The organism is Streptomyces sp. NPDC058145 (assembly GCF_042884245.1).
GTDB lineage: Bacteria > Actinomycetota > Actinomycetes > Streptomycetales > Streptomycetaceae > Streptomyces.
In genome coordinates, this window is sequence record NZ_JBHVUH010000005.1 from 244022 (window position 1) to 269298 (window position 25277).

Annotated in this window: 18 protein-coding genes and 1 pseudogene; 10 read left to right on the forward strand and 9 right to left on the reverse strand. The window is 72.4% G+C overall.

What is annotated here, in order from left to right; genetic code table 11:
- Positions 1–82 precede the first annotated feature (82 nt).
- On the reverse strand, positions 83–700 hold the full coding sequence (locus ACFVVO_RS13600) for a LysE family translocator (RefSeq protein ID WP_390054526.1): 618 nt from the start codon (positions 698–700) through the stop codon (positions 83–85).
- Between the two features lie 82 nt (positions 701–782).
- On the opposite strand from ACFVVO_RS13600, the gene ACFVVO_RS13605 reads away from it, so the two are divergent.
- The 3 genes from ACFVVO_RS13605 (at position 783) to ACFVVO_RS13615 (ending at position 5795) form a co-directional block, all read left to right on the forward strand.
- Complete coding sequence (locus ACFVVO_RS13605) at positions 783–1244, forward strand: Lrp/AsnC family transcriptional regulator (RefSeq protein WP_390054528.1); 462 nt, start codon at positions 783–785, stop codon at positions 1242–1244.
- Positions 1245–1359: 115 nt separating this feature from the next.
- Positions 1360–1749 (forward strand): CU044_2847 family protein, encoded by a 390-nt coding sequence (locus ACFVVO_RS13610; RefSeq protein ID WP_390054530.1) that lies wholly within the window; start codon positions 1360–1362, stop codon positions 1747–1749.
- On the forward strand, positions 1749–5795 hold the full coding sequence (locus ACFVVO_RS13615; RefSeq protein WP_390054531.1) for a trypsin-like peptidase domain-containing protein: 4047 nt from the start codon (positions 1749–1751) through the stop codon (positions 5793–5795). The genes ACFVVO_RS13610 and ACFVVO_RS13615 overlap by 1 nt, the downstream gene beginning before the upstream one ends.
- A gap of 48 nt (positions 5796–5843) precedes the next feature.
- Here ACFVVO_RS13615 and ACFVVO_RS13620 read toward each other — a convergent pair whose 3' ends face one another.
- Entirely contained in the window at positions 5844–6491 is a 648-nt protein-coding gene (locus tag ACFVVO_RS13620; protein ID WP_390054533.1) for a TetR family transcriptional regulator, read from the reverse strand.
- A gap of 122 nt (positions 6492–6613) precedes the next feature.
- On the opposite strand from ACFVVO_RS13620, the gene ACFVVO_RS13625 reads away from it, so the two are divergent.
- The 3 genes from ACFVVO_RS13625 (at position 6614) to ACFVVO_RS13635 (ending at position 10538) form a co-directional block, all read left to right on the forward strand.
- Positions 6614–7348 (forward strand): VOC family protein, encoded by a 735-nt coding sequence (locus tag ACFVVO_RS13625; protein ID WP_390054535.1) that lies wholly within the window; start codon positions 6614–6616, stop codon positions 7346–7348.
- Between the two features lie 191 nt (positions 7349–7539).
- A complete protein-coding gene (locus tag ACFVVO_RS13630; RefSeq protein WP_390054537.1) occupies positions 7540–9882 on the forward strand; it encodes a PQQ-binding-like beta-propeller repeat protein in 2343 nt (780 codons plus the stop codon).
- 80 nt (positions 9883–9962) lie between these two features.
- The gene (locus ACFVVO_RS13635) at positions 9963–10538 is read left to right on the forward strand and encodes a hypothetical protein (RefSeq protein ID WP_390054538.1); all 576 of its coding nucleotides are present in this window, start codon (positions 9963–9965) and stop codon (positions 10536–10538) included.
- A 682-nt stretch (positions 10539–11220) separates the two neighbouring features.
- On the opposite strand, the pseudogene ACFVVO_RS13640 reads toward ACFVVO_RS13635, so the two are convergent.
- From ACFVVO_RS13640 to ACFVVO_RS13655, 4 genes and pseudogenes are all read right to left on the reverse strand, one after another.
- Positions 11221–11400, reverse strand: a pseudogene (locus ACFVVO_RS13640) (DUF397 domain-containing protein); the annotation flags it as partial.
- A gap of 145 nt (positions 11401–11545) precedes the next feature.
- The gene (locus ACFVVO_RS13645) at positions 11546–11731 is read right to left on the reverse strand and encodes a sigma-like protein (RefSeq protein WP_390054540.1); all 186 of its coding nucleotides are present in this window, start codon (positions 11729–11731) and stop codon (positions 11546–11548) included.
- A 205-nt stretch (positions 11732–11936) separates the two neighbouring features.
- Positions 11937–14900, reverse strand: coding sequence for a BTAD domain-containing putative transcriptional regulator (locus tag ACFVVO_RS13650; protein WP_390054542.1), 2964 nt, complete (start codon positions 14898–14900; stop codon positions 11937–11939).
- A gap of 185 nt (positions 14901–15085) precedes the next feature.
- Positions 15086–15481 carry a nitroreductase family deazaflavin-dependent oxidoreductase gene (locus ACFVVO_RS13655; protein ID WP_390054544.1) on the reverse strand — a complete coding sequence of 132 codons (396 nt, stop codon included), beginning with the start codon at positions 15479–15481 and terminating at the stop codon, positions 15086–15088.
- 229 nt (positions 15482–15710) lie between these two features.
- On the opposite strand from ACFVVO_RS13655, the gene ACFVVO_RS13660 reads away from it, so the two are divergent.
- The 3 genes from ACFVVO_RS13660 (at position 15711) to ACFVVO_RS13670 (ending at position 19587) form a co-directional block, all read left to right on the forward strand.
- Positions 15711–16151: a hypothetical protein gene (locus ACFVVO_RS13660; RefSeq protein WP_390054546.1), complete on the forward strand. Its 441-nt coding sequence runs from the start codon at positions 15711–15713 to the stop codon at positions 16149–16151.
- A gap of 189 nt (positions 16152–16340) precedes the next feature.
- Positions 16341–18953: a bifunctional FO biosynthesis protein CofGH gene (locus tag ACFVVO_RS13665; RefSeq protein ID WP_390054548.1), complete on the forward strand. Its 2613-nt coding sequence runs from the start codon at positions 16341–16343 to the stop codon at positions 18951–18953.
- 70 nt (positions 18954–19023) lie between these two features.
- Positions 19024–19587, forward strand: a complete 564-nt coding sequence (locus ACFVVO_RS13670; protein ID WP_390054550.1) for a hypothetical protein — start codon at positions 19024–19026, stop codon at positions 19585–19587.
- Here the strand turns inward: ACFVVO_RS13670 and ACFVVO_RS13675 are convergent.
- Positions 19580–20116, reverse strand: coding sequence for a DUF2165 domain-containing protein (locus ACFVVO_RS13675; protein ID WP_390054552.1), 537 nt, complete (start codon positions 20114–20116; stop codon positions 19580–19582). The two genes, ACFVVO_RS13670 and ACFVVO_RS13675, sit on opposite strands and share 8 nt — an antisense overlap.
- A gap of 257 nt (positions 20117–20373) precedes the next feature.
- On the opposite strand from ACFVVO_RS13675, the gene ACFVVO_RS13680 reads away from it, so the two are divergent.
- Complete coding sequence (locus tag ACFVVO_RS13680) at positions 20374–21489, forward strand: ADP-ribosylglycohydrolase family protein (protein ID WP_390054554.1); 1116 nt, start codon at positions 20374–20376, stop codon at positions 21487–21489.
- A 16-nt stretch (positions 21490–21505) separates the two neighbouring features.
- Here ACFVVO_RS13680 and ACFVVO_RS13685 read toward each other — a convergent pair whose 3' ends face one another.
- Together ACFVVO_RS13685 and ACFVVO_RS13690 are read right to left on the reverse strand one after the other, a co-directional pair.
- Positions 21506–23065, reverse strand: a complete 1560-nt coding sequence (locus ACFVVO_RS13685; RefSeq protein ID WP_390054555.1) for a sodium:solute symporter family protein — start codon at positions 23063–23065, stop codon at positions 21506–21508.
- A gap of 179 nt (positions 23066–23244) precedes the next feature.
- Entirely contained in the window at positions 23245–25200 is a 1956-nt protein-coding gene (locus ACFVVO_RS13690) for an MFS transporter (protein ID WP_390054557.1), read from the reverse strand.
- Between the last annotated feature and the right edge of the window lie 77 nt (positions 25201–25277).

The following is a 25277-nucleotide window of genomic DNA, read 5'->3' on the forward strand; positions in this document are numbered from 1 at the left end:
CCCGTACCCCCCGGACGCTCCCCGGCCCCGGCCCGGCGTCACCGGGGCCACCGGGGCGCGCTCGCCGAGGAGCCGCCGGCCCTCAGAGCGTCGCCAGCCGCTCCACCAGCAGCAGCGCGCCGATGCCGAGCATCGCCGCGCCCGAGGTACGGGTGACCGCGCGGGCCGCCGCCGGGCGGGCGTCCAGGAGGACGCGGGCGAGCGCGCCGACGGCGAGATAGACGGCCGCGCAGCACGCCATGTGGAGCAGGCCCAGCGTCGCCGTCTGCGCGGGTACGGGCAGCCGGTCGCCGGTGAGGGTGAGGAACTGGGGGAGTACGGACAGGTAGAGCAGCAGGCCCTTGGGGTTGAGGCCGCTGATCGTGGCACCCCGCAGGAAGAGCCTTCCGTCGGCCGGCGGGCCGGCGTCCGCGTCCGGTACGGCCGGGCGGCGCAGCACGCCCCAGCCCAGCCAGAGCAGATAGGCCGCGCCCACCACGGTCAGGGCCGTCAGCAACCGGGGTGAGCCCGCCACCAGGACCGCGAGGCCCGCCGTCGCCAGGACCGTGTGCAGGGCGTACCCGCAGACCAGACCCGCCACCGCGCGCGGTACCCGGCCGCCGCGCAGGGCGGTCGCGATCACGTACGCCCAGTCGGCGCCCGGCACGCACACCAGCAGCAGGTCGACGGCGAGGAAGGAGAAGAGCAGTCCCGGTTCCATACCGGCGACATTAGGCGTGAATGGCCCGAAAGTGTTCCTGTTGTTTGCCCTGTATCGGGGGTTGGGAGGGAGAATCTTGCTCATGGACGACGTGGACCGGAAAATCCTTGCCGAGCTTCAGCAGGACGGGCGGCTGACCGTGACCGAGCTGGCCGCCCGGGTGCGCCTGAGCGTCTCGCCCTGCCACCGGCGGCTGCGCGAGCTGGAGCGCTCCGGCGCCATCCAGGGCTACCGGGCGGTGGTGGACGCGGGCGCGCTCGGGCTGAACTTCGAGGCGCTGGTCTTCGTCTCCATGCGGCAGGAGGACCGCGACACCGTCGCCGAGTTCGAGCGGGCGGTCGGCGAGCTGGAACATGTCCTGGACGCCCAGCGGCTGTTCGGCGAGCCCGACTACCTGCTCCGGGTGGCCACCGCCGACCTCGCCGCCTTCCAGCGGCTGTACGACGAGCGCCTGGCGACCCTGCCCGGGGTGCAGCGGCTCACCTCGACGCTGGTGATGAAGCACGTGGTGCGGGACCGGCCGCTGCCCGCGACGCGGGGTTAGAGCGGGGGCCCAACAGGCTTACGGACAGAAGCTGTTCGTTCTGTTGGGCGGCGATGCTCCTGTGGTACACCGGAAACCGGAGACGATCGCGGGAACCGGTGAACGGGGTGCGGAGATGACGGGGGTCTACATTCCGGTGGCGGTGGGTGACGTCGAGTTCCTGGTGGAGGCCACCCCGGTGCGGCTGCCCGGGGACGAGCCGACGGCCGGGGGACTGGGCAACCTCTCGGAGCGCGTCCGGGATGCCTTCGGGCAGGCGCAGTCGGCCATCGTGGAGATCGCGGCGTCCACGGCGACCGCCCTGGGACAGGCCGGCCAGGCGGTCCGGCCAGACACCATGGAGGTGGAGTTCGGGATCAAGTTCTCCGCCAAGGGCGACATCATCGTGGCCGGGGCGAGCGGGGAGATGACGCTCAAGGTGAAGCTCACGTACGACCGCAGGGGAGTACAGCCGGCCGGCGACGACGACAGTAGTGACGGCGAGGCCGACGACGAGGCGTCGTGATGCCCGCTCCGTCCGGTGTCCCCGGCTACCTGGCGAGCGTGCTGCACGGCTCCGGCGACACCCCGGTCGGCACCTGCTTCCAGCTCACCCCCGGTGTCCTCGCCACCGCCTGGCACGTCCTCGGCGACCAGGGCCTCGGCACCCCGGGTGACGAGGTGCGCTTCGCCCCGCTGACGGGCGGCCCGGCCGCCGTGGCCGTCGTCGAGCGGGTGGACCCGCCGAACGACCTGGCCGTCCTGCGCACCTCCAGCCCGCTGCCCTCCTCGGTGACCGCGGTGGCGTCCACCGGGCAGCTGACGCAGGGCACGGACGTGATCGTCGCCGGCTACGCCGCCAGGGCCGAGCACGAGGGCGCGCACGCGTACCGGTATCTGACGGTGGGCGGGCAGTGGGGCGGCCCGGCCGAGCGGTGGGACGACGGAGTCCGGATGGGCCGGCTCAGCACCAAGGACCTGCTGCTCGGGATGAGCGGCGCCCCGGTGCGGCGCCGCTCGGACGACGCGGTCGTAGGCGTGGTCACGGCCCGCTACAACAGCCCCGACGGCTGGCTGCGCGACTCGGTGTGGACGGGCCGGACGGAAGACCTCGCCGCGCTCGCACCCCGGGCGCTGTCCTGGTTCTCGCCGCACCTGCGCACCCACGGGCAGCTCCGCCACGCCTTGGCCGAGCAGGGGCGGTCCCTGACCGAGGTGGACTTCGTCAGCCCCGGCACCGGCAGCAGGTCCGCTCCGTCCAGCCTGCTCGACGTGCTCGAGGCGGGGTACGAGCGCGGCGGCTACGCGGAGCCGCGACGCGGGGTGCTGCTGGAGGGCGTGGCCGGCGCCGGCAAGACCCGCACCTGCTTCGAGGTGGCGGAGCGGGCCGAACAGCAGGAGCACTGGCTGGTCCTGCACGCGGTGCCCGGGGCCGCCGTGACCGCCGACGGCCTGGTGCAGGCGGTCCTGGAGCATGCCCGGCTCGCGGACGCGGTCCGGGTGCTGCTCGTCATGGACTACCTGGACGGCTACTCCCGGCTTCGGTTCTCGGACCTGGCCCAGGACCTGCAGGACCGCGACCCGGAGGGACGGGTGGCCTGCCTGGCCTCGGCCCGGCCCGGTGCGCTGGAGGGCCGGGAAGCGCAGGCGGTCTTCACCCGGGTGCCGCTGGAGGACGGCGAGAAGTACCGCAGGGAGGTGGCCGCCGCGATCTTCCAGAAGGTCGCCCCCGTGGCGTGGGAAAAGTGGGGCGAGGACCGACTGGTGGCCGCCTGCAGCGACCGGCCCGTCCTGGCCCTGCTGATCGCGCGGGCCCTGGAGGGGCCGTTGGGGGCCGGAAAGGAGGCCCCCGACCTGTCCGGTCTACGCCGCGGAGAGCTGTTCGACTGGCTCCGGCGGCGGCTCGAAAGGGACTTCGTCGACGTCCCGGCCGGTGCGGACCGGGGAGCCGCGCTGTCCCGGCCGCACACCTGGCTGCTGGCATCCGCCGTGTCCCTGCTGGCCTGCCCACGGGATCGCCCGTCGGTGGAGTCGGCCGTGGACGGGGCGGTCGACCGCCGCGCCGACGACTTCGCCTACCGCGGCTTCGACGTGGTCGCCAAGCTGCGCCGCCAGGGCTGGCTGGTCGGGAGCGGCGACAGGCTCGAACTCGTCCACGACATCGTCGCGGACGGCCTCCTCGACGCCACGCTGATCCCCGGCGACACCGTCCGGAGCCGCACCGCCGAAGAACTCCTCGACGCGCTCCTCGACGACGGCCCGGTCTTCACCCAGGCCGTGCGGCACCTCACCCGCTGGACCACCGACCAGGAGCCGAACCGGCGGAGCGGCATCGAGGCCGCGTGCACCGGCTGGCTGATCCGGCGGGAGAGTGACATCGCCGACCTGCTGGCCGCCGGCGCCCTCGGTGAGACGGCGTTCGACATGATGGCCCGCACGCCGTGGCAGGCGGGGATGCTGCGACGCTGGGACGAGCTCGTCGTCCCGTGGCTGGACCGGATCGGGGAGGAACGCCCCGAGGCCCTGCCCGCCGTACTCGCCCAGGCGGCGCAGGCGATCACCGACCGACTGCCGGAACAACTGCTCGGCAGCGTGCTGGCCTGTCTGGAGTCCCATCCGCTCGCACCGGAGACGGGCACCTTGCTGCAGGCCCTGCTGCAGGGGAGGCGACTGCCACCGGAGCGGCTGGAACCGGTCGTCGACCGCGCTCTGGCCTGGGTGCGGCAGCACCGGGGCGAGCGGCGTGCCCTCCAACTGCTGGGCGCCGCGCTGGGCCGCCGGGAGTTGACGCCCCAGGCCGCCCGGCCGGCCGTGGCCGAGGCATGGAAATGGGTACGCCGCAATCCCGTGCACCCGGCCGGTTCCATGGTGCTCGGCCCGCTGCTCGAGCGCGACGACCTCGGTCCGCTCGGCAACAAGGTGCTCGACGTCGCGATGACCTGGGTCGTCCGGCAGAACGGCAACCCGGGCGTCTCCTTCGTCCTGCCGCCCCTGCTGAAGCGCCCGGACCTCGGGGCGCACCGGGACCGTGCGGTGGGCCTCGCACTGGCCTGGCTGCGCGGCCATCACTCCCGCGGGCAGGCCTCCTTCGTGCTGCGCCCGCTGCTGCGCATGGACCTCACCGAGAGCGAGGCCGACCAGGCCGTCCGATACGCCCGCAGGTGGCTTTCGGGCGACCGCGACGAATCGCCCGCCTTCGTCGTCGTCGCTCTGCTGCGCTGGGACAGGTCCGCGGCCGGGCGGATCCGGAAGCTGCTCGAGGAGCAGCCGGTGACCGAGCGGCGCCAGCGCCTGCTGCTCGACCTCCTGCGCGGGAACCTGCCCCAGCCCCTCTTCCGGGACGTCGTCGACGCGTGCCTCGGCTGGCTGCGGACGTACGGAACGGGCCCGGACTGCGAGCTGCTGCACCTGGTGCTGGGCAAGCTCTCCCCGCGGGACGAGGCCTGGGAGGAGGCGTCCGGCCGTGCCGTGCGCTGGTTGAAGTTGCACAGCGGTTCCCCCGACGCCAGCTACCTGCTCGACGATCTCCTCACCGCCCGGCCCGGAGACGCGGACCTCACCCGGCGAGCTCTCGACTGGCTGGCCCTGCCCAGCTCCGCGCCCCGGGCCAGCTACGTCCTCAGACCTCTGCTGTGGCACCTCGGCGACCTCGCCGGGGACCAGGCCGAGTGGGTGGTGGACCGCGCGCTGAGCTGGCTGGAGGATCACGCCGCGTACGACGAGGCGGGCTTCGTCGTCGAGCCGCTGCTTCACCTGCGGTCCCTCGATCAGGGCCGGGCCGACGCGACGGTGCGGGCGGCCGGCAGCTGGCTGCGGGCCCATGTCGCGAGCGCCAACACGGACCGGGTGCTCCAGCCCCTTCTGGCCCGGGAGGGCGTGCCGCCCGCGCTGCGCACCGAGGCCGAGCTCCTCGCCGTGGTCCGGCTCGAGCGGCATCCGAACGCCGGCGGCAGCAGGGCTCTGCTCTCGACACTGATCGCCAAACCCGGCCCCGGCCCGGAGTGCGCCACCGCGCTGCTGCCCCACCTGCTGAAGCGGACCGCCGAAGGCGGCCCCGCGACGGCCCTCTTCATCAGCCTGTTGCACGCCGTACCGGCCGGCACCGAGCAGCGGGCGGCATTGATCGAGCACACACTGGGCTGGCTCGCCCGGCGCACCCCACTCAACGACGACGCCACCAAGGTGCTCACGCATCTGCTGGGCGGACCCGATCTCACCGACGAGCAACTGGCCCGCGCCGCCGGGTCGTACCTGGCCGGCCCGGACCGGGCGCTCAGCCTCGCCGGGCTGCTGCACCACACCCGGCCGACCCCCTGGCGGACCGCGGTCGTCGGCCGCGCGCTCGACTGGCTGTCCGGCAACGTCACCCGGACCGTCGCGAGCGAGGTGCTCCTCGGGCTGCTGCGCGACCCCGACCCGGCCGTGCGTCACGCGGCTGAGGTGCGCCGGTGGGCGAGGGAGTGGCTGGTGGTCAACGGCCCCGTGGACTACAGGTGGGCGGCCGTCACCGAAGCCCTGGAGGAGAGCCGGCCCTGGCCCGGGGAAAAAGCAGGCGGTGGCCCACTCGGGTGAGCCACCGCCTGCCAGACAGGACCTGGAATCCGGATAAAGGTACGTCCGCTATTTGCTCGGCTTCTTGCCGGTCACACCCAGGTGGACCAACAGCGCCAGAGTGGGCTTGAGTTCGGCCTGTTTGACGCCCCAGGAGGAGAAGCCCTTCTGGTGCGCGGCCACCGAGGCGAGCATCGTGACCAGCGAACCCGCGATCGCCGCCGGATTCACGTCCTTGTCCACCCGGCCCTTGGCCTGCAGTTCGGTGATCGACTCCGCGAGGGAGCCGTTCACCGAGTTCAGGATCTTCATGCGGATCTTGTAGAATCGTTTGTCCCCCTCGGCCGCGCCGAGGTCGATCACGCGCAGGATGGCGTCGTTGCGCCGCCAGAACTCCAGGAAGCCGTCGACGAGTTCCTGCGCGGTCTGCCAGCCGGACTTGCCGGCCCAGGAGCGTCCCTCGAGCAGTTCCGTCAACCCGGCGCCCTCGGTCGCCATTTGCTCGGCGACCTCCAGGACGGCCCCTTCGACGTCCGGGAAGTACTGGTAGAAGGTCGCGGGCGAGGTGCCCGCCTTCCGGGCGACATCGATGACCTTGACGTCCCGGTAGGGGGAGGAGCTGAGCATCTCGCTGAGGCAGTCGAGCAGCTTCTGCCGGGTCGCCTGCCCACGCCGACCGGCCACGCGGCCGTCGACGGTACGCACTTGTCCTGTCATGTCGTCAGCTTACCGACGGGTGATCGGAGCGCGATTCGGCCGACTGCAAATGGGGTGCACGGGGGAAACGGGCAGGGTGTGGCTGGTCTGCGGGCTGCGCGCGACCCCGCTACTTTGACGACATGGCCGAAAACAGGGCATCCGCGAACGAAGAGGCGTACCCCGAGGGCGTCCCCTGCTGGGTGGACGCGGAGCTGCCCGACGTCGAGGCGGGCAAGCGGTTCTACGGCGAGCTCTTCGGGTGGGACTTCGAGGAGTCGTACGGCTCCTCGGTGTGGGCCCTGCTGGACGGCGAGCGCGTCGCCTCGCTGGCCCCCAAGACCGACGGCCGCATGCCCACGGTGTGGACGGTGTCCTTCGCGACCACGGACGCCCGGGCCCTCGGCCGGCGGATCATCGCGGCCGGCGGGCAGGTGGTGATGGCCCCGTTCCCGGTGGGCGACCTCGGCACCGCCGCCCTGGCCACCGACCGCGAGGGCGCGGTGTTCGCCCTGTGGCAGCCCGGCACCCACTCCGGCTTCGGCCGGCGCCGCGAGCCGAACACGTTTGTCTGGGTCGAGCTGTACACCCGGGACACGGCCGCCGCCAACACCTTCTACGGCGACCTCTTCCACGAGGCCCTGTTCGGCACCGGGACCGAGCCCGACTTCGGCCGCGCGGAGGTCACCGAGGTCTTCCCGGCCGAGATGCCCCCGCACTTCCTGGTCCACTTCCGCGTCACCGCCCTCGACGACGCCCTCGGCGCCGTGCGGCGGCTCGGCGGCCGGGTGCAGAAGCCGCCCTTCGACACGTCGTACGGACGAGTGGCCGTCGTCACCGACAATCAGGGGGCGTCGTTCGCCCTGCTGGAGCGGTGAGGCAGAGCGCCGCGACGATGAAATGACCTTATTCGGCATGAGACACCCCGATTCGTCGCCGGGTTCGCAACCGGCCGCCCGGCCAGGAAGAATCAGGGTGCGTGCCGCCATGGCGGTGCGGTGGTGAGACGCTGCACTTCGGTCGCGTACATATGTGGGTGGCGCGGCTCGTACGGGGAGGTGGCAGGCAAGTGGTGGATCAGCTGACACAGCACGATCCGCGTCGGATCGGGCCGTTCGAGGTGCTGGGCCGGCTGGGCGCCGGCGGCATGGGGCTGGTCTATCTGGCACGCTCGGCATCGGGCCGGCGCGTGGCGATCAAGACGGTCCGCACCGAGCTGGCCGAGGACCAGCTCTTCCGTGTCCGCTTCACCCGCGAGGTGGAGGCGGCCCGCGCGGTCTCCGGCTTCTACACGGCGGCCGTGGTGGACGCCGACCCCCGTGCCGCCGTGCCCTGGCTCGCGACCGCCTACGTTCCCGCGCCCTCCCTCGAGGAGATAGTGAACGAGTGCGGCCCGCTCCCGGCGCAGGCGGTGCGCTGGCTGGCGGCGGGCGTGGCCGAGGCCCTGCAGTCCATCCACGGCGCGGGCCTGGTCCACCGTGACCTGAAGCCGTCCAACGTCCTCGTCGTCGAGGACGGCCCCAGGGTGATCGACTTCGGCATCGCCTCCGGTGTTTCGAACACCCGTCTGACGATGACGAACGTCGCCGTGGGCACCCCCGCCTACATGTCCCCCGAGCAGGCCAAGGACTCCCGCAGCGTCACCGGCGCCAGCGACGTCTTCTCGCTCGGTTCGATGCTGGTCTTCGCCGCCACCGGCCATCCGCCCTTCCACGGCGCCAACCCGGTCGAGACGGTGTTCATGCTGCTCCGCGAGGGCCCGGACCTCGCCGGCCTGCCGGACGAGCTGCGCCCGCTGATCGAGTCCTGCATGCAGATGGAGGCCACCGGCCGGCCCAACCCCGCCGACCTCCAGGCCCAGCTCGCCCCGCACCTGTTCGGCTCCGGCTCCGACGACAGCGGCACCGCCTCCGCCTGGCTGCCCGAGAAGGCGGTCGGCCTCATCGAGACCCGCCGCGGCGGCCGCCCCACCGCCAAGCCGGCCCCCACCGCCCCCGGCCCGCGCAGCGGCGGCCGGGCGGCCGTGCCCCCGCCGCCGTCCTACGACCCCGCGGTCCCCGCCGCCGCGCAGACCGGCGCCCCCGACACCGGACCGGTCCGGCTGGCCGGCGCGGCGGTGCCCATCGGCCCCGGCCCGCGCGTCGCCGACGCCCGCGCCGCCGCCGTCAAGGCGCCCCCGCCGGAAGCCGGCCTGGTCGCCGGCTGGTCCCGGCCCCGCCACGGCGTCGCCGGCGCCGATCCCGCCGCACCGCCCGTCCCGGCCGCGCCCCCGGAGACGGCGAACGGCTGGCGCCCCTGGCGCTTCCGCATGTCCAACGACGTCTGGGGCACCCCCTCGGTCGACGGCGAGCTGGTCTACGTCACCTCCTTCGAGGTGCACGCGCTGGACGTGGCCACCGGCCGCCGCCGCTTCAAGACGCGGGACGTGGCCTGGTCCATGGCGGTCGCGGACGGCCGGATCCACGCCTCCGACGGACCCACCCTGTTCGCGCTGGACGCCCGCGAGGGCGGCGACCTGTGGCGGCTGAACACGGACGCCTGGGTGTACTCCCTGCAGGCCGACCACGGCACGGTCGTCACCGGCACCCGGGGCGGCGGCGTCCAGGCCTGGGAGGCGGCGAACGGCCAGAAGCTGTGGGAGATCAGCGGCTGCCAGACCGACTTCGAGTCCCCCGAGGCCGGCCCCGCCGTCCACGACGGCACCGTCTACGTCTGGCAGGACGCCCGGCTGCGCGCCCTGGAGGCCCGCACCGGCGAGGAGCGCTGGTCGTACCCGATCGGCGACGCGGCCTCCTGCGGCGGCGTACCGGTCCGCATCACCCCGGCCCCCGACGGCTACGTGTACGTCTCCGCCGGCACCCGGGTCCTCGCGATCGAGGTGGCGAGCGGTCTGGTGCGCTGGCACTTCGAGGCCCCCGCGGTCTTCCTCTGCCCGCCCGCCTTCGCACCCGGCCCCGCCGTCACCGGCGGCGGCATCTACCTCGCCGACTACCTCGGCACGGTCTACGCCCTTGACGCCACCGACGGCCGCGACCGCTGGCGCATCGCGACCGAGGCCCGCTCCTCCGTCGAGCCGGTCCTGGTGGCGGCCGGCCATGTGCACGTGGGCAGCGGCAAGGGCCTGTACACCCTCGACGCCGTCACCGGCACCCCCAAGTGGCGCTTCCAGTCCGGCGGGGACGTCGTGGGCACCCCCGTGGTCGCCGAGGGCCGCATCCACTTCGGCTCCACCGACCACCTCCTGTACACCCTCAAGTCCGACGACGGCCGCCTGCGCTGGAAGCTCGCCACCGGCGGCGAGATCACCGGCTCCCCGGTCGTCAGGGACGGTGTGGTGTACGCGTGCAGCAAGGACCGGTGCGTGTACGCGCTGGACGCGGAGAAGGGGACGGGGACGGCCCGGACCACGTGACGTGCGTGGTGGCCCCGCCGGGCACGGGACGGCCGCCCTGCGGTGACATGGCCGTGACAGTCGGCCGATAGGTTGACGGTATGCAACGACGGGGTCACACACTCAGGCTCACGGCGGTGTCGGCGCTGGTGGTGCTGGCGCTGACCGGCTTCTCGACCGGGCGGCACGGACACGGTCACAGCCACTCGGGCGGCGGAGGCGGCTGCAGCAGCTCCAGCCAGGACCACGACTCGTCGTCGAGCGTCGGGAAGACGGGCTCCGGCCACTACCACGACTACGACGACGACTACTACGGCGACGACACCGGCGGAAGCACGTCCGGCAGCGGCGGCGGAACCTACGACACGCCCACCCCGACGCCGTCCCTGAAGGCCGCGAAGGCGAAGCTGGTGAGCTGCGCGACGGAGAAGGCCCAGTACGCGACCATCGAGGTCACCAACCCCAACGCCGTCGAGGGCGACTTCACCGTGCGGGTCGAGTTCGACGACAAGCAGGGCACGGCCGTCGCCGACAACACCACGACGGTCACCGTCCCGGCCGACGGCACGGCCCGCGCCGAGGTGAAACTCGTCGACAGCTACGGACACCCCGACGACGGGCTCATCTTCGAGGTCCACCACTGCAAGGCGAACCCGGTGGCGGAGCCGGCGGGCTGACCTCACCGGGTCCGCAACCGCATGTGCGGCGGACTCGCGCCTGATCGGCGACGAGTCGCGCGCCCGCCGGGAGGCTGCCACGGAACGGGAGTGAGCCCGGGGGCCCGGATGCCGGACCCGGGCCCCCGGACCGCAGGTTGTCCCGTGTTCCCGTGTCCCCTCGGCCCCGTGTCCCCTTGTCCCCTGTCCTCAGTGGACCGGACGCCGCCTCCCCCGGCGGGCCAGGCCCTCTTCGAAGTGGTCGGAGTGGCTGGGTACTTGAGCCGGCGGCGTCCGGGTTCGTTGCCGTCGGGCCGCCCGCTTCCCGGCAAGTGTCGTGCTTCCGCGAGGCGAGTCAAGGGCGCTCCCGTTCCGCTTCGCTCCACTCCCGCGTCGCCTTCGGCGATGGCCCTACGGGCCACCCTTCGATATGCCAGAGGGCAGCCGCTGAGCGGTGACTCACGACGCGCCGGGGCTCGCGGAGCTGCTCGGCCCGGAGCCGCGTGAGCAGGTCAGGGTTGCGGTCGGGCTCGGCCCAGGCACCGCGCCGAAGTTGTGTCCAGCCGTCGGCCCGCAGGGCACGCGTGAGTCCGCGTGGGGGCCAGCCGGCCGCGATGGCCCGTGCGGTGAGGAGGACGCCGCTGTCCGCCAAGGCCCTCAAGTTCGCTCGCTCCACCCGGCCAAGATCGCAGACTTGGCCGACCTACCACTCGCCCTGTGGACAACCGCGTGATCTGTCCTTCAGAGAGCTGAGGAATGCGGTCCGGACGAGCGGACGGAAGAGGAGTACGGGGGCGTCGTCCTGGGTCCGTTTCGAGTCGCGGACGGGGATCAGGTCGGGGTGGAGAGCGGCGACCTCGACGCACTCGCCGCCGCTGCCGTTGCCGTAGCTGCTTACGCCGGGCGTATGTCCGAGTGGATCGGGCGGTTCCCGCCAAGGATTGGCGGAGTCCCGACTCCGGGCGCACCTCGGCCGCGACGGCTCCCCCTCCGCGCCGCCGCGGCCGTTCCCCCGCCGGGAGTTAGGTCTACTTGCCGGTCAGGTCCAGGGCCGGCGGAACCGGGGCGTGGCTGTCCAGCGTGGTGACGGAGTCCTCGCCGGGGACAGGGGCGTGGCTGTCCATGGTGGTGAGCTCGGCGTCCTTGCTCGGCGGGGCCGGCGCGTGGCTGTCCAGAGTCGTGATGTCCTCGTCGCTCTGCTTGATGTCGCTCATGGTTGGCAACTCCCCTGGAATTTCTAGGACTGCGATGGAGAACGCTCGCTCGGCAACTCCCCCGTAGTCGCCGGGCGAGCGTTCCTGGGGCCGATCACCTTATCCGTGGGGCCCACGCCGAGCCGCCTGCCCCCCGACGCGACGGCTTCGACGTACTGAGGTTGGCAGTCGGCCATAAACGTTTGCTGAACGCTCCGGTGCCGTGTCAGGCCGCCGCGACGGGATCGAGGAGATGCCGCAGCTCAGCCGCCTCGGCAGCGCCCGACAACTCGTGGATACTGAGCGCCTCTTGCCAGCAGGCCCGCGCGCGGTCGACCTGCCCCAGACCGTCCAGGGACCGGCCCAGGAGCGTCAGTACGTTGGCGCGCATCCAGTCACCGCCGATGCAGCCGGTGCTGAGGGCCTGCTCGGCGTGCTGGGCTGCCGGTGCCGACCTGCGGCAGGTCAGGTGCACCTGGGCGATCCGGAAGTGGGTGGTCCCTTCCCAGAGCCGCTGCCGGTTCTCGATGAAGATGCTCAGCGCCTCGGCGAATTGTTCCAGAGCCTCGGTCGTCCGACCGGCGTGGCTCAGGGCGATGCCCAGGGCGTACCTCGCGTTGGCGAGCCGTACCGTCAGGCCCAGTTCGTCGTAGATGGCGATGCCCTGCTGAACGAGTTCGATGCCTGCCAGTGCGCGGTCCATGGAGACGAGGACGCGCGAGAGGTTGCACAGTGCACTGGCCTCCCCGGGACGGTTGCGGTCCGCACGGAAGGCCTCTATGGCCTTGAGCAGATGAGCCTCGCCGACGGCATGCTCGTTCTTGCAGATGGCGATGATGCCCAACTCGTTGGGCGCGTTCCCGCAAGTCCAGGGATCGTCCGCGGCCTCACCGAAAGCCAGAGCCTCCTGGGCCAGCTCGGTGGCCTCCTCGAAGAGCCCGGCCTTGATGAGCACCTGGGTGAGGGTGACCCGGGCACGGCCCGCCGCGTGTGCGTCGCCCAGGGCGTCGGCGGCGTCGCGTGCCGCCCGGGTCGCGGCCTCGTAGGCGAGTGAACTGGCCCCGGACTCCGCCAGATCCTTGGAGGCCAGCAGGAGATCGACCCCCCGCCTCAGTGTCCCTGCCTCAAGGGACTGCTGAACGCATGCGAGAAGGCTCGCGGCCTCGGCGTGCAGCCAGTCCAGTGCCTTCCCGTCGTCGCTGAAGTGCTGGCCCGCCCGGCTGGTCACCTCGAGGTGATCAACAGTGCGATCACCCGGCCGCTCTATGGCGTAAACCCGTGCCGCCGTAGCCAGATAGAAGTCCAGCAGCCGCGACATCGCCGCCGCCCGCCCGCTCGGCGGCTGCTCGTCCCGCTCCGCGCAGGCGCGGGCGTAGAGGCGGACCAGGTCGTGGAAGCGGTAGCGGCCGGGGGCCGCGGACTCCACGAGCGACGTGTCGACCAGGGACTCCAGCAGGTCCTCCGTCTCCTCCAGCGGGAGGTCGAGGACCGCTGCCGCCGCCGCCAGCGACATGTCCGGGCCGTCGGCGAGGCCCAGCAGGCGGAACGCCCGGGCCTGGGCCGGCTCCAGCTGGCCGTAGCCCAGCTCGAACGTGGCCTTGACCGCCAGGTCGCCCGCCTGGAGCTCGTCCAGACGGCGCCGCTCGTCCGCGAGCTTCGCGGCGAGTACCGAGACCGTCCAGGTGCGGCGCGCCGCCAGGCGGGACGCGGCGATGCGGATCGCCAGGGGCAGGAAGCCGCACGCCGCGACCACGTCCAGCGCGGCCTTCCGCTCCGCCGCCACCCGCTCATCGCCGACGATCTTCGTGAAGAGGGCCAGGGCCTCGTCGGGGGACATGACGTCCAGGTCCACGAGATGGGCACCGGCCAGATCCACCATCCGCACCCGGGAGGTGACGAGGGCCGCGCAGCCCTCCGTGCCCGGCAGCAGGGGCCGCACCTGGGCCGCGTCCTTCGCGTTGTCCAGCAGGACCAGGACACGGCGGCCGTCGAGCACCGAGCGGTACAGGGCCGCCCGCTCCTCCATGCTGTCCGGGATCGCCGAGTCCGCCGTGCCCAGGGCCCGCAGGAAGGAGCCCAGCACCGTCTCCGGTTCCGCGGCGCGCGGGCCGGCGCCCTGCAGGTCCACGTACAACTGGCCGTCGGGGAAGGCGGAGCGCGCCCGGTGGGCCACGTGCACCGCCAGCGTCGTCTTGCCCACGCCGCCGATCCCGGCCAGTGCCGAGACGGCCATCACGCTGCCCTCCGCCTCGGACGCGGAGGCCAGTACCTCGCTCAGCTCGTCCACGAAGGACGCGCGGCCGGTGAAGTCCGGAACCGAAGCGGGGAGTTGTGCCGGCCGGACCGCCACCACCGCGGGCTCCGCGACCGGGGCGGACGGCTCGGCCAGGGCCGGGTCCGCGTGGAGGATGCGCTGCTGGAGTTCCCGCAGGCCCGGGCGCGGTTCGACGCCCAGTTCCTCGTCGAGCAGCCGGCGGGTGTCCGCGTACACCGCGAGGGCCTCCGCCTGGCGGCCGCTGCGGTACAGGGCCAGCATCAGGAGCTCGCGCAGGCGCTCACGCAGCGGGTGCGCCGCCGTGAGGGCGGTCAGTTCCGAGACCGCCTCGGCGTGGCAGCCCTGCTCCAGGTCCATGTCCAGCCGGGACTCCAGGAGCTGCAGCCGCCACTCCTCCAGGCGTACCCGCTGCGCCTCCGCGTACGGTCCGGGGACACCGGCCAGCGGCTCGCCGTCCCACAGGGCCAGGGCGCGGCCCAGTGCCTCCCGCGCATGCCTCAGGTCCCCGGTACCGCGCGCCTTGTCCGCCTCCGTCGCGAGCTCCTGCGCCACCGCCAGATCCAGCGCGCCCTCGCCGAGGCCCCGCACCGCGTAACCGCCCGACTCGCTCACCAGGACGCCGGGGCCGAGGACCTTGCGCAGGCGGGAGGCGTACGTGCGTACCGCCGCCAGCGCCTGGGACGGTGGCTCGGTGCTCCAGAGCGCGTCGATCAGTTCCGCCGCCGTCGCCGTACGGCCCTCGCGCAGCAGCAGGGCGGCCAGCAGGGCGCGCTGCTGAGGTGAGCCGGTGTTCAGCGTCTCCGCGCCGCGCCAGGCCCGCACCGGACCGAGTACCCCGAAGCGCGTCGCCTCCGGTTCCGCGACGGCCGCGGAGCCGGGACGCCGCTGCTCAGGCACTCGCGGCCCACCGTCCATGCGTCCGACCCCCTAGGACCTGTCATCCCGAACAACCCCGTCAGTTTGCCTTGTTCGGGGCGGTTGCGTCAGCAGCGGGAGACGCCGATCACAGACCGGTACGCCTGGGTCCACATGGTCTGCACACAGTCTCCTCAGATGGAGGACCGTTCCTTTGGTTGACCGTGCGGCCGGGGTGGGCTCGCTCAGTCCGCCAGGTCCACCCGTACCGTCAGCAGATCCGTGCCGAACGCCCGTACCGCCGCACTGTTGAGGCGGGGCAGGGAGCGCAGCCGGGCCACGGCGTCGTCGTCGGGCAGCAGATGGGCCGTGCCGTGGTGCCAGCGGCCGGCGACGCGGACGCGGACCCGCGGGTCGGCCTGGATGTTGCGCACGTACTGCGACTTGTAGCCGAACTCCGAGACGATCCAGAAGGACTCCCCGACCCGGCGCCCGCCCACCGGCGTCCGCCGGGCCTCACCGCTCCTGCGGCCGGTGGTCTCCAGGAGGGTCTGGAAGGGCAGGCGCCGGTTGAGCGGATTGGCGAGATGTCGCTGGAACCGGGTGACGACGCGCTGCTTGAGGTCCGCACGGTCTGACATGTCCATGGATCTTCCGCTCTCTCGGGCCCCTCGAGGCCGCCCGCACGGATGCTGTGCCGGCCCCGTGCGGGCCCTGTGACACCTGGACTTTCCCGCGTATGTCGCCCGTCAGCCTCCCCCGCGGCCATGAACCATCGCAACGGGGGACCTCAGCGCCGCCGCGGACGACCGGTACTCGGCCGCGCACAAGGGCAATGTCGACCGCGACATCCAGCAGGACTGAGCACCCGTGAACATGTGCACCGCACTGACCCGTCTGGCCGCGGCCGGGGTCCTCGTCCTGACCGGCTGCGGTTCCTCGGGGGGAGCCGACGAGTACGGCACGCAGAAGCGTGCCGTCACGGTGGACGCCGGGGACGAGTTCACCCTGAAGGTGCCCGCGAACCCCGCGCTCGGGCAGAACCGGTACCCGGCCGAACCCCGGCCGGACGGGCACGTGGTGAAGTACCGGGGCAAGCGGGAAGAGGAGGAGGGCGGCGGCGGCCTCATCGGCGGCGACGGCACCCAGTTCTTCGACTTCACCGCACGCGAGCCCGGCAGGGCCACGGGACGGCGAAGCCGGCGATCCGGACGGCGGTCGCGGGCGTCGAGTGCGCGTTTTCGGCGTGGGCCGGCAGGGCGGGAACGGCGGCGGTCAGCGCGAAGGCGGCGGTCCGCACGTCCGCGATGACGGCGTTGGTCCGGATGAACGGCTTCGGCCCCCGGACCTCGCCCGGCGTGGTCCGCCCGGCGTTGCCCGGCGCGGACGGCCGGTCGACGGCCGGATCAAGTAGCGCCGGGAAATACGGGGTTGGCGAACGCGCTCCGGGCACGGGCAGCGGGCCCGGCGCGTTGATCACCCCGAACGTATGCTCAAGGGATGACGACTTCCGCGACCTCCGGAACCGGCCCCACCGAGAACTCCATGCGTCGCGCCCTCAAACGTGCCCGGGACGGTGTCGCCCTCGATGTCGCCGAGGCGGCGGTGCTGCTCCAGGCGCGCGGTGAGGCGCTCACCGGTCTCGCCGCGTCCGCCGCCCGGGTGCGTGACGCGGGCCTCGAGGCGGCCGGCCGCCCCGGCGTCATCACCTACTCGAAGAGCGTCTTCATCCCCCTCACCCGGCTGTGCCGCGACAAGTGCCACTACTGCACCTTCGTCACCGTCCCCGGCAAACTGCGCCGCGCGGGCCACGGGATGTTCATGTCCCCCGACGAGGTGCTGGACATCGCCCGCAAGGGCGCCGCCCTCGGCTGCAAGGAAGCCCTCATCACCCTCGGCGACAAGCCCGAGGACCGCTGGCCCGAGGCGCGCGAGTGGCTGGACGCGCACGGCTACGACGACACCATCGCCTACGTACGGGCCGTCTCCATCCGCATCCTGGAGGAGACCGGCCTGCTGCCCCACCTCAACCCGGGCGTCATGACCTGGACGGACTTCCAGCGCCTGAAGCCCGTAGCCCCCTCGATGGGCATGATGCTGGAGACGACGGCCACCCGGCTCTGGTCCGAGCCCGGCGGCCCGCACTTCGGCTCCCCGGACAAGGAACCGGCCGTACGGCTCAGGGTGCTGGAGGACGCGGGGCGTTCCTCCGTCCCCTTCACCTCCGGCCTGCTGATCGGCATCGGCGAGACCTACGAGGAGCGCGCCGAGTCCCTCTTCGCGCTGCGCAAGGTCTCCCGGGCCTACCACGGCATCCAGGAACTGATCATCCAGAACTTCCGCGCCAAGCCGGACACGGCGATGCGCGGCATGCCGGACGCCGAACTCGACGACCTGGTCGCCACGGTGGCGGTGGCCCGGCACATCATGGGCCCCTCGGCCAGTCTGCAGGCCCCGCCCAACCTCGTCGATGGGGGCACCTCCCAGACGGAGTCCGGGGGAGAGTACGAGCGGCTGATCGGCGCCGGCATCGACGACTGGGGCGGGGTGTCGCCCGTGACCATCGACCACGTCAACCCCGAGCGTCCCTGGCCGCAGATCGAGGAACTCGCCGCGAGGTCCCGGGCCGCGGGCTTCGAACTGCGTGAGCGCCTCTGCGTCTACCCGGAGTTCGTCCGCCGCGGCGAACCCTGGCTGGACCCGCGGCTGCGCCCGCACGTCGGTGCGCTCGCCGACCCGGAGACCGGACTCGCACGGCCGGCCGCGGTGGTCGAGGGGCGCCCCTGGCAGGAGCCGGAGGAGGCGTTCACCGCCACCGGCCGCACGGACCTGCACACCGCCATCGACACCGAGGGCCGTACCGCCGACCGGCGTGCCGACTTCGACGAGGTGTACGGCGACTGGCAGGCGCTGCGCGAGGCGGCCGCGCCCGGCATGGCACCGGAGCGCATCGACACCGACGTACGGCAGGCGCTGCGTACGGCGGCCGACGACCCGACCCGCCTGTCCGACGCCGAGGCCCTGGCCCTGCTCCACGCGGACGGCCCGGCGCTGGACGCGCTGTGCCGGGTGGCCGACGACGTGCGCAGGTCGGCGGTGGGCGACGACGTCACGTACATCGTCACCCGCAACATCAACTTCACCAACGTCTGCTACACCGGCTGCCGCTTCTGCGCGTTCGCCCAGCGCCGCACCGACGCCGACGCCTACACGCTCTCCCTGGAGCAGGTCGCCGACCGGGCCCAGCAGGCGTGGGACGTGGGCGCGGTGGAGGTGTGCATGCAGGGCGGCATCCACCCGGACCTGCCGGGCACGGCCTACTTCGACATCGCGAAGGCGGTGAAGGAGCGCGTCCCCGGGATGCACGTCCACGCGTTCTCGCCGATGGAGGTGGTCAACGGCGCCACCCGGACGGGCATGCCGATCCGCGAGTGGCTGGCCGCCGCCAAGGAGGCGGGCCTGGACTCCATCCCCGGCACGGCGGCGGAGATCCTGGACGACGAGGTCCGCTGGGTGCTCACCAAGGGCAAGCTGCCCACGGCCACCTGGACCGAGGTGATCACGACGGCTCACGAGCTGGGCATCCGGTCCTCCTCCACGATGATGTACGGCCACGTGGACCAGCCCCGCCACTGGCTCGGCCATCTGCGCACCCTGGCCGGGATCCAGCGCGAGACGGGCGGTTTCACGGAGTTCGTCACCCTGCCGTTCATCCACACGAACGCGCCCGTGTACCTGGCGGGCATCGCCCGGCCAGGCCCCTCCACCCGGGACAACCGGGCGGTGACCGCGATGGCGCGGCTGCTGCTGCACCCGTGGATCCCCAACATCCAGACGAGCTGGGTGAAACTGGGCGCCGAGGGCGCCGCGGAGATGCTCCGCTCCGGCGCGAACGACCTGGGCGGCACGCTCATGGAGGAGACGATCTCCCGCATGGCGGGCTCCTCCTACGGCTCGTACAAGTCGGTCCGCGACCTGATCGCCGTGGCGGAGGCGGCCGGGCGCCCGGCGAAGCCGCGCACGACCCTGTACGGCGAGGTGCCCGCGGAGCGGCGGCGGGCGGCCGAGGCCTCCGACGGCCACCTGCCCGACCTGCTGCCGGTCCTGGACTGAGAGCGGACTGAGTACGATGATCCGACCCCGGTTCCGACAAGGGGATCCATAGCGGAGGAGATGCGTACCCGTGGCTGCCCGACTGCCCTCGTGGGCCTGGGTCTCCGGTCTGACGGTGGCGGCGACCGCGGCCGTCGTCGCCCTTGGCGTGCAGGCCGAGCACGGGCCGCATCCCACGGCCGCGGCGGCCGGGCCCAGCGCGTCGGCGTCGCCGCGCCCGCACGTGTCCGCGGACCCGAAGCCGTCGGCCCCGCCCGCCCTGCCGGACGGGTCCGGGTCGGGCCGCCGGATCGTCTACTCCGTCGGCGAGAAGCGGGTGTGGCTGGTCGACGCGACCGGCCTCGCGGCCCGTACGTTCACGGTGTGGCCGGGCACGGTGAGCCCGCAGCCCGGCCGCTACTCGGTCACCCTGCGCACCCAGTCCCTCAAGGGCTCGGACGGTGTCGAGATCGAGCACGTGATGTACTTCACCAAGGTGGAGGGCGTGAACATAGCCTTCTCCAACGCCCTCGACGGTTCCTCGCCCCCGCCGGCCAACGGCCAGAAGCTGGGCGGCATACGCATGCACAAGCAGGACGGCGCCGCCCTGTGGTCCTTCGGGGACACGGGCGCCAAGGTGACCGTCGTCAGCTAGCGTCGCCCCGCCGTCCGCCCGGCAGAAGATTCACGATCAGCGCGACCCCGCTGAGCACGAGTACCCGGGTCGCCGCGTCCAGTCCGTTCCAGGTCTTGGACTGCCACATGGCGAACCACTCCCCGCCGATGGCGATGAACCCGGCGCCGAAGAGCAGCACGAGCATCAGCAGCCCGTAGGCGGAGAACCGCCGGGCCCGGTCGTGGTCCCGGCGCGCCCACAGGTACGTGCCCGCTATCAGGACCAGCGCCGCCACCGTCTCCCACGCGATGATCGCCACATAGGCGGTGTCCTGGAGTGCCGTGCTGGTGATCGCCCGCCACATCAGGTTGTCGTCCTTGAACGTCGTGTCCATCGCCAGCACATGCCGTACGAACTGCTGGTTGGTCCCGAAGTCGGTGATGTTCCCCAGTGCGACGAGTGCGATGTAGAGGGCGACGACGCCGGTGAGGACACCGGCGGCCAGGTGAGCACCGGTACCGGAGGTACGCGTGGTTGCGGTGGCTGCTGTGGTGGGGGTGGTGGTCATGGCTGGATTCTCCCCGTCGCGAGACGAGTTCTCCCCTGCGCATCGCGCCAGAATCCCACCTGGTTCAGGCCGAGTTCATGTCCCTCGACCCGTCAGTGCGCCCGGGTCCACGCGGCCCGCCCGCCCTGGACGGGGTGGAGGCGCTCACAGGTGTACGGGAATGACCGGGCGGGACCGATTCGCCCCAGTGAACCGACCGTCCGCGGTCGATTACAGTGCTGGGCGTCGTACGTACGGACGGTGCCGAGGAGGCCTGCATGGAGGCGACGTCCGGTGCCGTCTGGGGCCGCGCCGAGCAGCAGGACTTCCGCAGCCGGGTGCGCGGCGCCCTGCTCGGCGTGGCCGTCGGCGACGCGCTCGGCGGGCCCGCCGACGCGCTCGACCTGGACGAGATCCGTGCCGCGTACGGCGGGGAGGGACTGCTCGACCTCGCCTTCGGGCACGGCCGGCGCGGCACGGTCACCCACCACACCCAGCTCACCCTCTTCACGGTGGACGGGCTCATACGGGCCCAGGTGCGCCGCGACACCGGTGCCTGGCATCCGCCGACCGATCTGCACCGGGCCTATCTGCGCTGGGCGGCCACCCAGCGGGACTGGGGACCGGACGAGCGCCGCAAGGACGACGGCTGGCTGGCCCGCGAGGAGTGGCTGTACGCCCGCCGGGACCCGACCCGGTCCCTGCTCCTGGGCCTCGGCGACGAGACCATGGGCACCCTGGACGCCCCCAAGAACCCCGGCGAGCTGGGCCCGGAGGCCGTCGCCCGCTCGGCGCCCTTCGGCCTCCTCGTCGGCTGGGAGCCCCAGCTCGTGGCGCAGCTTGCCGTGGAGTGCGCGGCCCAGACCCACGGCCACCCCATCGCCTACCTGTCGGCGGGCGCGTACGCCGTCATCATGCACGGCCTCGCCCGCGGCGAGAGCCTGGACGCCGCCGTGCAGCGGGCCCTCGCACTGCTCGCCGCCCGCCCCGGCCACCAGCCCGTCGCCGACGCCCTCCAGCACGCGCTCGGCGCGGTACGGCAGGGCCTGCCCGGCCCGGGCCGGGTGGAGGAGCTGGCCGGCGACGGCACCGCCGACGGGCTGCTGGCCGCCTCCGTCTACTGCGCCCTGGTGGGGGAGGACGTACGCCACGGCCTGTGCCTGGCGGTCAACCAGAGCGGGCCCTCGGCCGCGGCGGGCGCCCTGACCGGCGGCCTGCTCGGCGCCCTCCACGGCGAGACGGCCCTCCCGCCGGCCTGGCTCGCCGAGCTGGAGGGCCGCCCCACCGTCCTGGAACTGGCCGACGACTTCGCGATGGAGATGACCCAGGGCCCCGCCCTGCACGGCCCCGCCGGGTCCTCACCGGGCTGGCTGGCCCGCTACCCCCGGGCCTGAACCGTCCCGGCGACCGCTACGGCGCTCCCACCACGTCGTCCCCGGCGCTCGCGGGCACCGGCACGGCCATCGCCGCGTCCCCGTCCGTGTTGACCTTCTCGATGACCGCCAGCCGCTCCGGGGTGTCCTCCGGCTTCAGGTGGCCGATCAGGATGTACAGCACCAGGGAGACCGCGAGCGGGATGGAGACCTGGTACTGCAGCGGGACTCCGCCGTCGACCTTCCAGTTGATCGGGTAGTTCACCAGCCAGAAGGCCAGCAGGCCCGCCGCCCAGCTGGTGAGCGCCGCCGTCGGGCCGGAGCGGCGGAACGGGCGGAGCAGACCCAGCATCATCGGGATCGCGATCGGCCCCATCAGACCCGCCACCCACTTGATGACGACCGTGATGATGTCCTTGAAGGCGGGGGAGTTGACCTGGGTCGCCACCGCCATGGACAGGCCGAGGAAGACGACGGTCGTCACCCGGGCCGCGATCAGCCCCGACCGCTCGCCCCACGCCCGTGCCCGCGACGACAGCACCGGCGCCACGTCCCGGGTGAACACGGCCGCGATCGCGTTGGCGTCGGAGGAGCACATGGCCATGGTGTGGGAGAAGAAGCCGACGATGACCAGGCCCAGCAGCCCGTGCGGCAGGAGCTGCTCGGTCATCAGGCCGTACGAGTCGGAGCCGTCCGGCTTCTGCGCGTGGACCAGCAGCGGGGACACCCACATGGGGAAGAACAGCACCACCGGCCACACCAGCCAGAGCGCCGCCGACAGCCGCGCCGACCGCGTGGCCTCCCGCGCGCTGCCCGTCGCCATGTAGCGCTGGGCCTGGTTGAGCATGCCGCCGTTGTACTCGAAGAGCTTGATGAACAGGAAGGCGAGCAGGAACACCGTGCCGTACGGTCCGACCAGCGGCTTGCCGTGGCCGTGCAGCGCGGGCTCGTCCCAGGCGCCGAAGAAGCCGATGCCCTTGTCGTGCAGCTTCAGCACGACCGCGACGAACATCGAGACGCCGGCCACCAACTGGATGACGAACTGGCCGAGTTCGGTCAGCGCGTCCGCCCACAGGCCGCCGATCGTGCAGTAGACGGCGGTGATCGCGCCGGTGATGAGGATGCCCTGGTTCAGCGACACCCCGGTGAACACCGACAACAGGGTCGCGATCGCGGCCCACTTGGCGCCCACGTCCACGATCTTCAGCAGCATGCCCGACCAGGCGAGCGCCTGCTGGGTGGAGAGGTTGTAGCGGTTCTTCAGGTATTCCAGCGGCGATGCCACATGGAGCCGGGACCGCAGCCGGTTGATGCGCGGCGCGAACAGCCTGGCGCCGATGGCGATGCCGAGCGCGATCGGGAAGGACCAGGTGACGAAGGAGGTGACGCCGTAGGTGTAGGCGATGCCCGCGTATCCCGTGAACATCACCGCGCTGTAGCCCGACATGTGGTGCGAGATGCCGGAGAGCCACCAGGGCATCTTGCCGCCGGCCGTGAAGAAGTCGGAGACGTTGTCCACACGCTTGTGCGACCAGACGCCGATGGCGACCATCACTCCGAAGTAGCCGATCAGCACGGCCCAGTCGAGACCGTTCATGTGTCCCCTTCCAGAGTTCGCGGGCCAGGGTCAGGCATGTGAACTCTGGTTTCGGAGGTGTACGCACGGCAAGGAAGAGGAACGTCAAGAGACAGTAAAATTGTTCGTTCTGGTGATCGGAGTTCATGTGTGTGAACAGCGGAGTGAGAGTGAGGGCCCCCGGCCGGGGGCCCGGGGACCTACTTCAGCTCGTCGGGGCAGGGAGTGCCGCGCGGCAACTGGTACGGCGCGGCCAGGTGGTACGTCCCGGCCTTCGGCGCGAGCAGCACCGTCCACCGGTCGCCCTTCGCGTCCTCCGCCGTCTCCGTCAGACACCCGTTGACGTTCTCGTACGTCCTCGGCGTGCCCTCGTCCCGGCGCTTCGAGGCGTCCGTCTCCTGCGGCGGCTTCAGGCTCTTGCCCTCGCCGTCGACGACGCTCAGCCACGGCGAGTACGGGATCCGTATGAGGATCCGCCCGGGCTTGCGCACCTGAAGGGTCATCTCGCCCTGCTCGGCCCGGTCCACCACGGCGTTCGGCTCGGCGAGCGGCGCCGGGTCGGTCACCTTGAAGAGCTGCCAGTTGGCGTCGCCCCAGATCTGCCGCAGATACGGCATCCCGCGCCGCAGCAGCGTCCGCTCGCGCTCGCCGCCGCCGTTGCCGTCCGGGTTGTCCTTCGGCAGCACCACGAAGTGCACGGCCCACCGCTGGAGCCAATCGTGGTAGTTCGCCGAGTTGAGGGTGTCGTCGTAGAAGAGCGGGTTGCGCTCCATGTCGGCCTGCCGGTTCCAGCCGCGCGCCAGGTTGACGTACGGCGCGAGCGCGGACGCCTCCCGGTGCGAGCGCGCCGGGACCACCTCGACGCGGCCCTTCTCGGCGCCGACGTTCTGCAACTGGTTGACCAGCGGGGCCAGCTCACGGGCCCAGGACGCGGTCGGGGTCGTGTGCACGATGTCGTCGATCGACTTGAAGCCGATCCAGCCGGCGAAGCCGAGGAACGCCAGCACGGTCACGTACCACTTGCGTGAGCGCGGCACGGTGTAGGGGAGTGCGGCGACCAGCGTCACACCCGCGAACAGCATCGGCAGCCGGGAGATGTTCGAGCCGATCTGCGAGCTGATCAGCCACACCAGCACCACGCCCAGGCTGTAGACGCCCGCCGTCAGCCGGACCGTGATCCACTCCTTGGGCACCAGGAACAGGCACAGCAGCCCGTACAGCAGCGGCATCACCACCGAGCCGAACGTCATCGGCTGGGTGCCGGAGAACGGGAACAGCCACGCCGAGACGGCGACCACCGCCGACGGCGCGAGCCCCAGCGCCCACGCGCCGGGCCGCCGCTTCTGCAGGAACAGCGCGGCCGCGACCAGGCCCACGAACAGCCCCGCGACCGGAGACGACATCGTGGCGAGCGCGGCCAGCGGGGCGGCCACCAGTGCCTTCGCCCAGCGTTTGTAGCGCCACCGGTGGGGCCAGCAGAAGACGGCGGCGACCGAGCCGAGCGCGAACATGGTGCCGAGCCCGAAGGTCACCCGCCCGGACACCGCGTTGCAGACGAACGCGAGGACCCCGGCGAGCGAGGCCCACAGCGGGTTCCTCACCACCCGGCTGCGCAGCAGGACCAGCGTCAGCAGGCCCGCCGAGACAGTCCCGGCGAGCATCATCGTGGTGCGGACGCCGAGCACCGACATCAGATACGGCGACACCACGCTGTACGACACCGGGTGCATGCCGCCGTACCAGGCCAGGTTGTACGCCGAGTCCGGGTGCCGGCCGACGAACTCCGCCCAGGCGTCCTGGGCCGCGAGGTCGCCGCCACTGTTCGCGAACGTGAAGAACCAGATGATGTGCAGGGCGCCCGAGAGGACGGTGACGGACAGCACGGGGTGCCGCAGGAACCGCTGCCGGAGGGGCTCGACGGCGAGGCGCAGACGGATGAGCAGCAGGCTCTGCCGCGCCGGGGCAGGACCACCCGCGCGGTCGCCGTGGTGACGGGCCACGCGGTCGTCGCGGTGACCGTCGGCGCGGTCCTCGTGACGGCTGTCCGCGTGGCCGGCGTGATGACCGTCCGTGTCAGTCGTGGACGGACGTATTCGCGGGCCGGATCCCGGGTCCGGATCGGCGTCGTCGGAGCGTGTCCGCTCGGTTGTGGCCACCTGAAGGCACTCCCCGTGTCCCGTCTTCTGTTCTCGGCCGTGTCCCTCGTGTTCCCGGCCGTTTCCCGTTCAGTTCG

Bases quoted from the DNA above. Each gene is read 5' to 3' on its own strand.
- ACFVVO_RS13675 (WP_390054552.1), bottom strand. From the start codon at position 20,116: ATGACCACCACCCCCACCACAGCAGCCACCGCAACCACGCGTACCTCC.
- ACFVVO_RS13685 (WP_390054555.1), bottom strand. From the start codon at position 23,065: ATGAACGGTCTCGACTGGGCCGTGCTGATCGGCTACTTCGGAGTGATG.
- ACFVVO_RS13625 (WP_390054535.1), top strand. From the start codon at position 6,614: ATGGCCGAAAACAGGGCATCCGCGAACGAAGAGGCGTACCCCGAGGGC.
- ACFVVO_RS13620 (WP_390054533.1), bottom strand. From the start codon at position 6,491: ATGACAGGACAAGTGCGTACCGTCGACGGCCGCGTGGCCGGTCGGCGT.
- ACFVVO_RS13615 (WP_390054531.1), top strand. From the start codon at position 1,749: ATGCCCGCTCCGTCCGGTGTCCCCGGCTACCTGGCGAGCGTGCTGCAC.
- ACFVVO_RS13605 (WP_390054528.1), top strand. From the start codon at position 783: ATGGACGACGTGGACCGGAAAATCCTTGCCGAGCTTCAGCAGGACGGG.
- ACFVVO_RS13600 (WP_390054526.1), bottom strand. From the start codon at position 700: ATGGAACCGGGACTGCTCTTCTCCTTCCTCGCCGTCGACCTGCTGCTG.
- ACFVVO_RS13610 (WP_390054530.1), top strand. From the start codon at position 1,360: ATGACGGGGGTCTACATTCCGGTGGCGGTGGGTGACGTCGAGTTCCTG.
- ACFVVO_RS13680 (WP_390054554.1), top strand. From the start codon at position 20,374: ATGGAGGCGACGTCCGGTGCCGTCTGGGGCCGCGCCGAGCAGCAGGAC.
- ACFVVO_RS13665 (WP_390054548.1), top strand. From the start codon at position 16,341: ATGACGACTTCCGCGACCTCCGGAACCGGCCCCACCGAGAACTCCATG.
- ACFVVO_RS13635 (WP_390054538.1), top strand. From the start codon at position 9,963: ATGCAACGACGGGGTCACACACTCAGGCTCACGGCGGTGTCGGCGCTG.
- ACFVVO_RS13650 (WP_390054542.1), bottom strand. From the start codon at position 14,900: ATGGACGGTGGGCCGCGAGTGCCTGAGCAGCGGCGTCCCGGCTCCGCG.
- ACFVVO_RS13645 (WP_390054540.1), bottom strand. From the start codon at position 11,731: ATGAGCGACATCAAGCAGAGCGACGAGGACATCACGACTCTGGACAGC.
- ACFVVO_RS13655 (WP_390054544.1), bottom strand. From the start codon at position 15,481: ATGTCAGACCGTGCGGACCTCAAGCAGCGCGTCGTCACCCGGTTCCAG.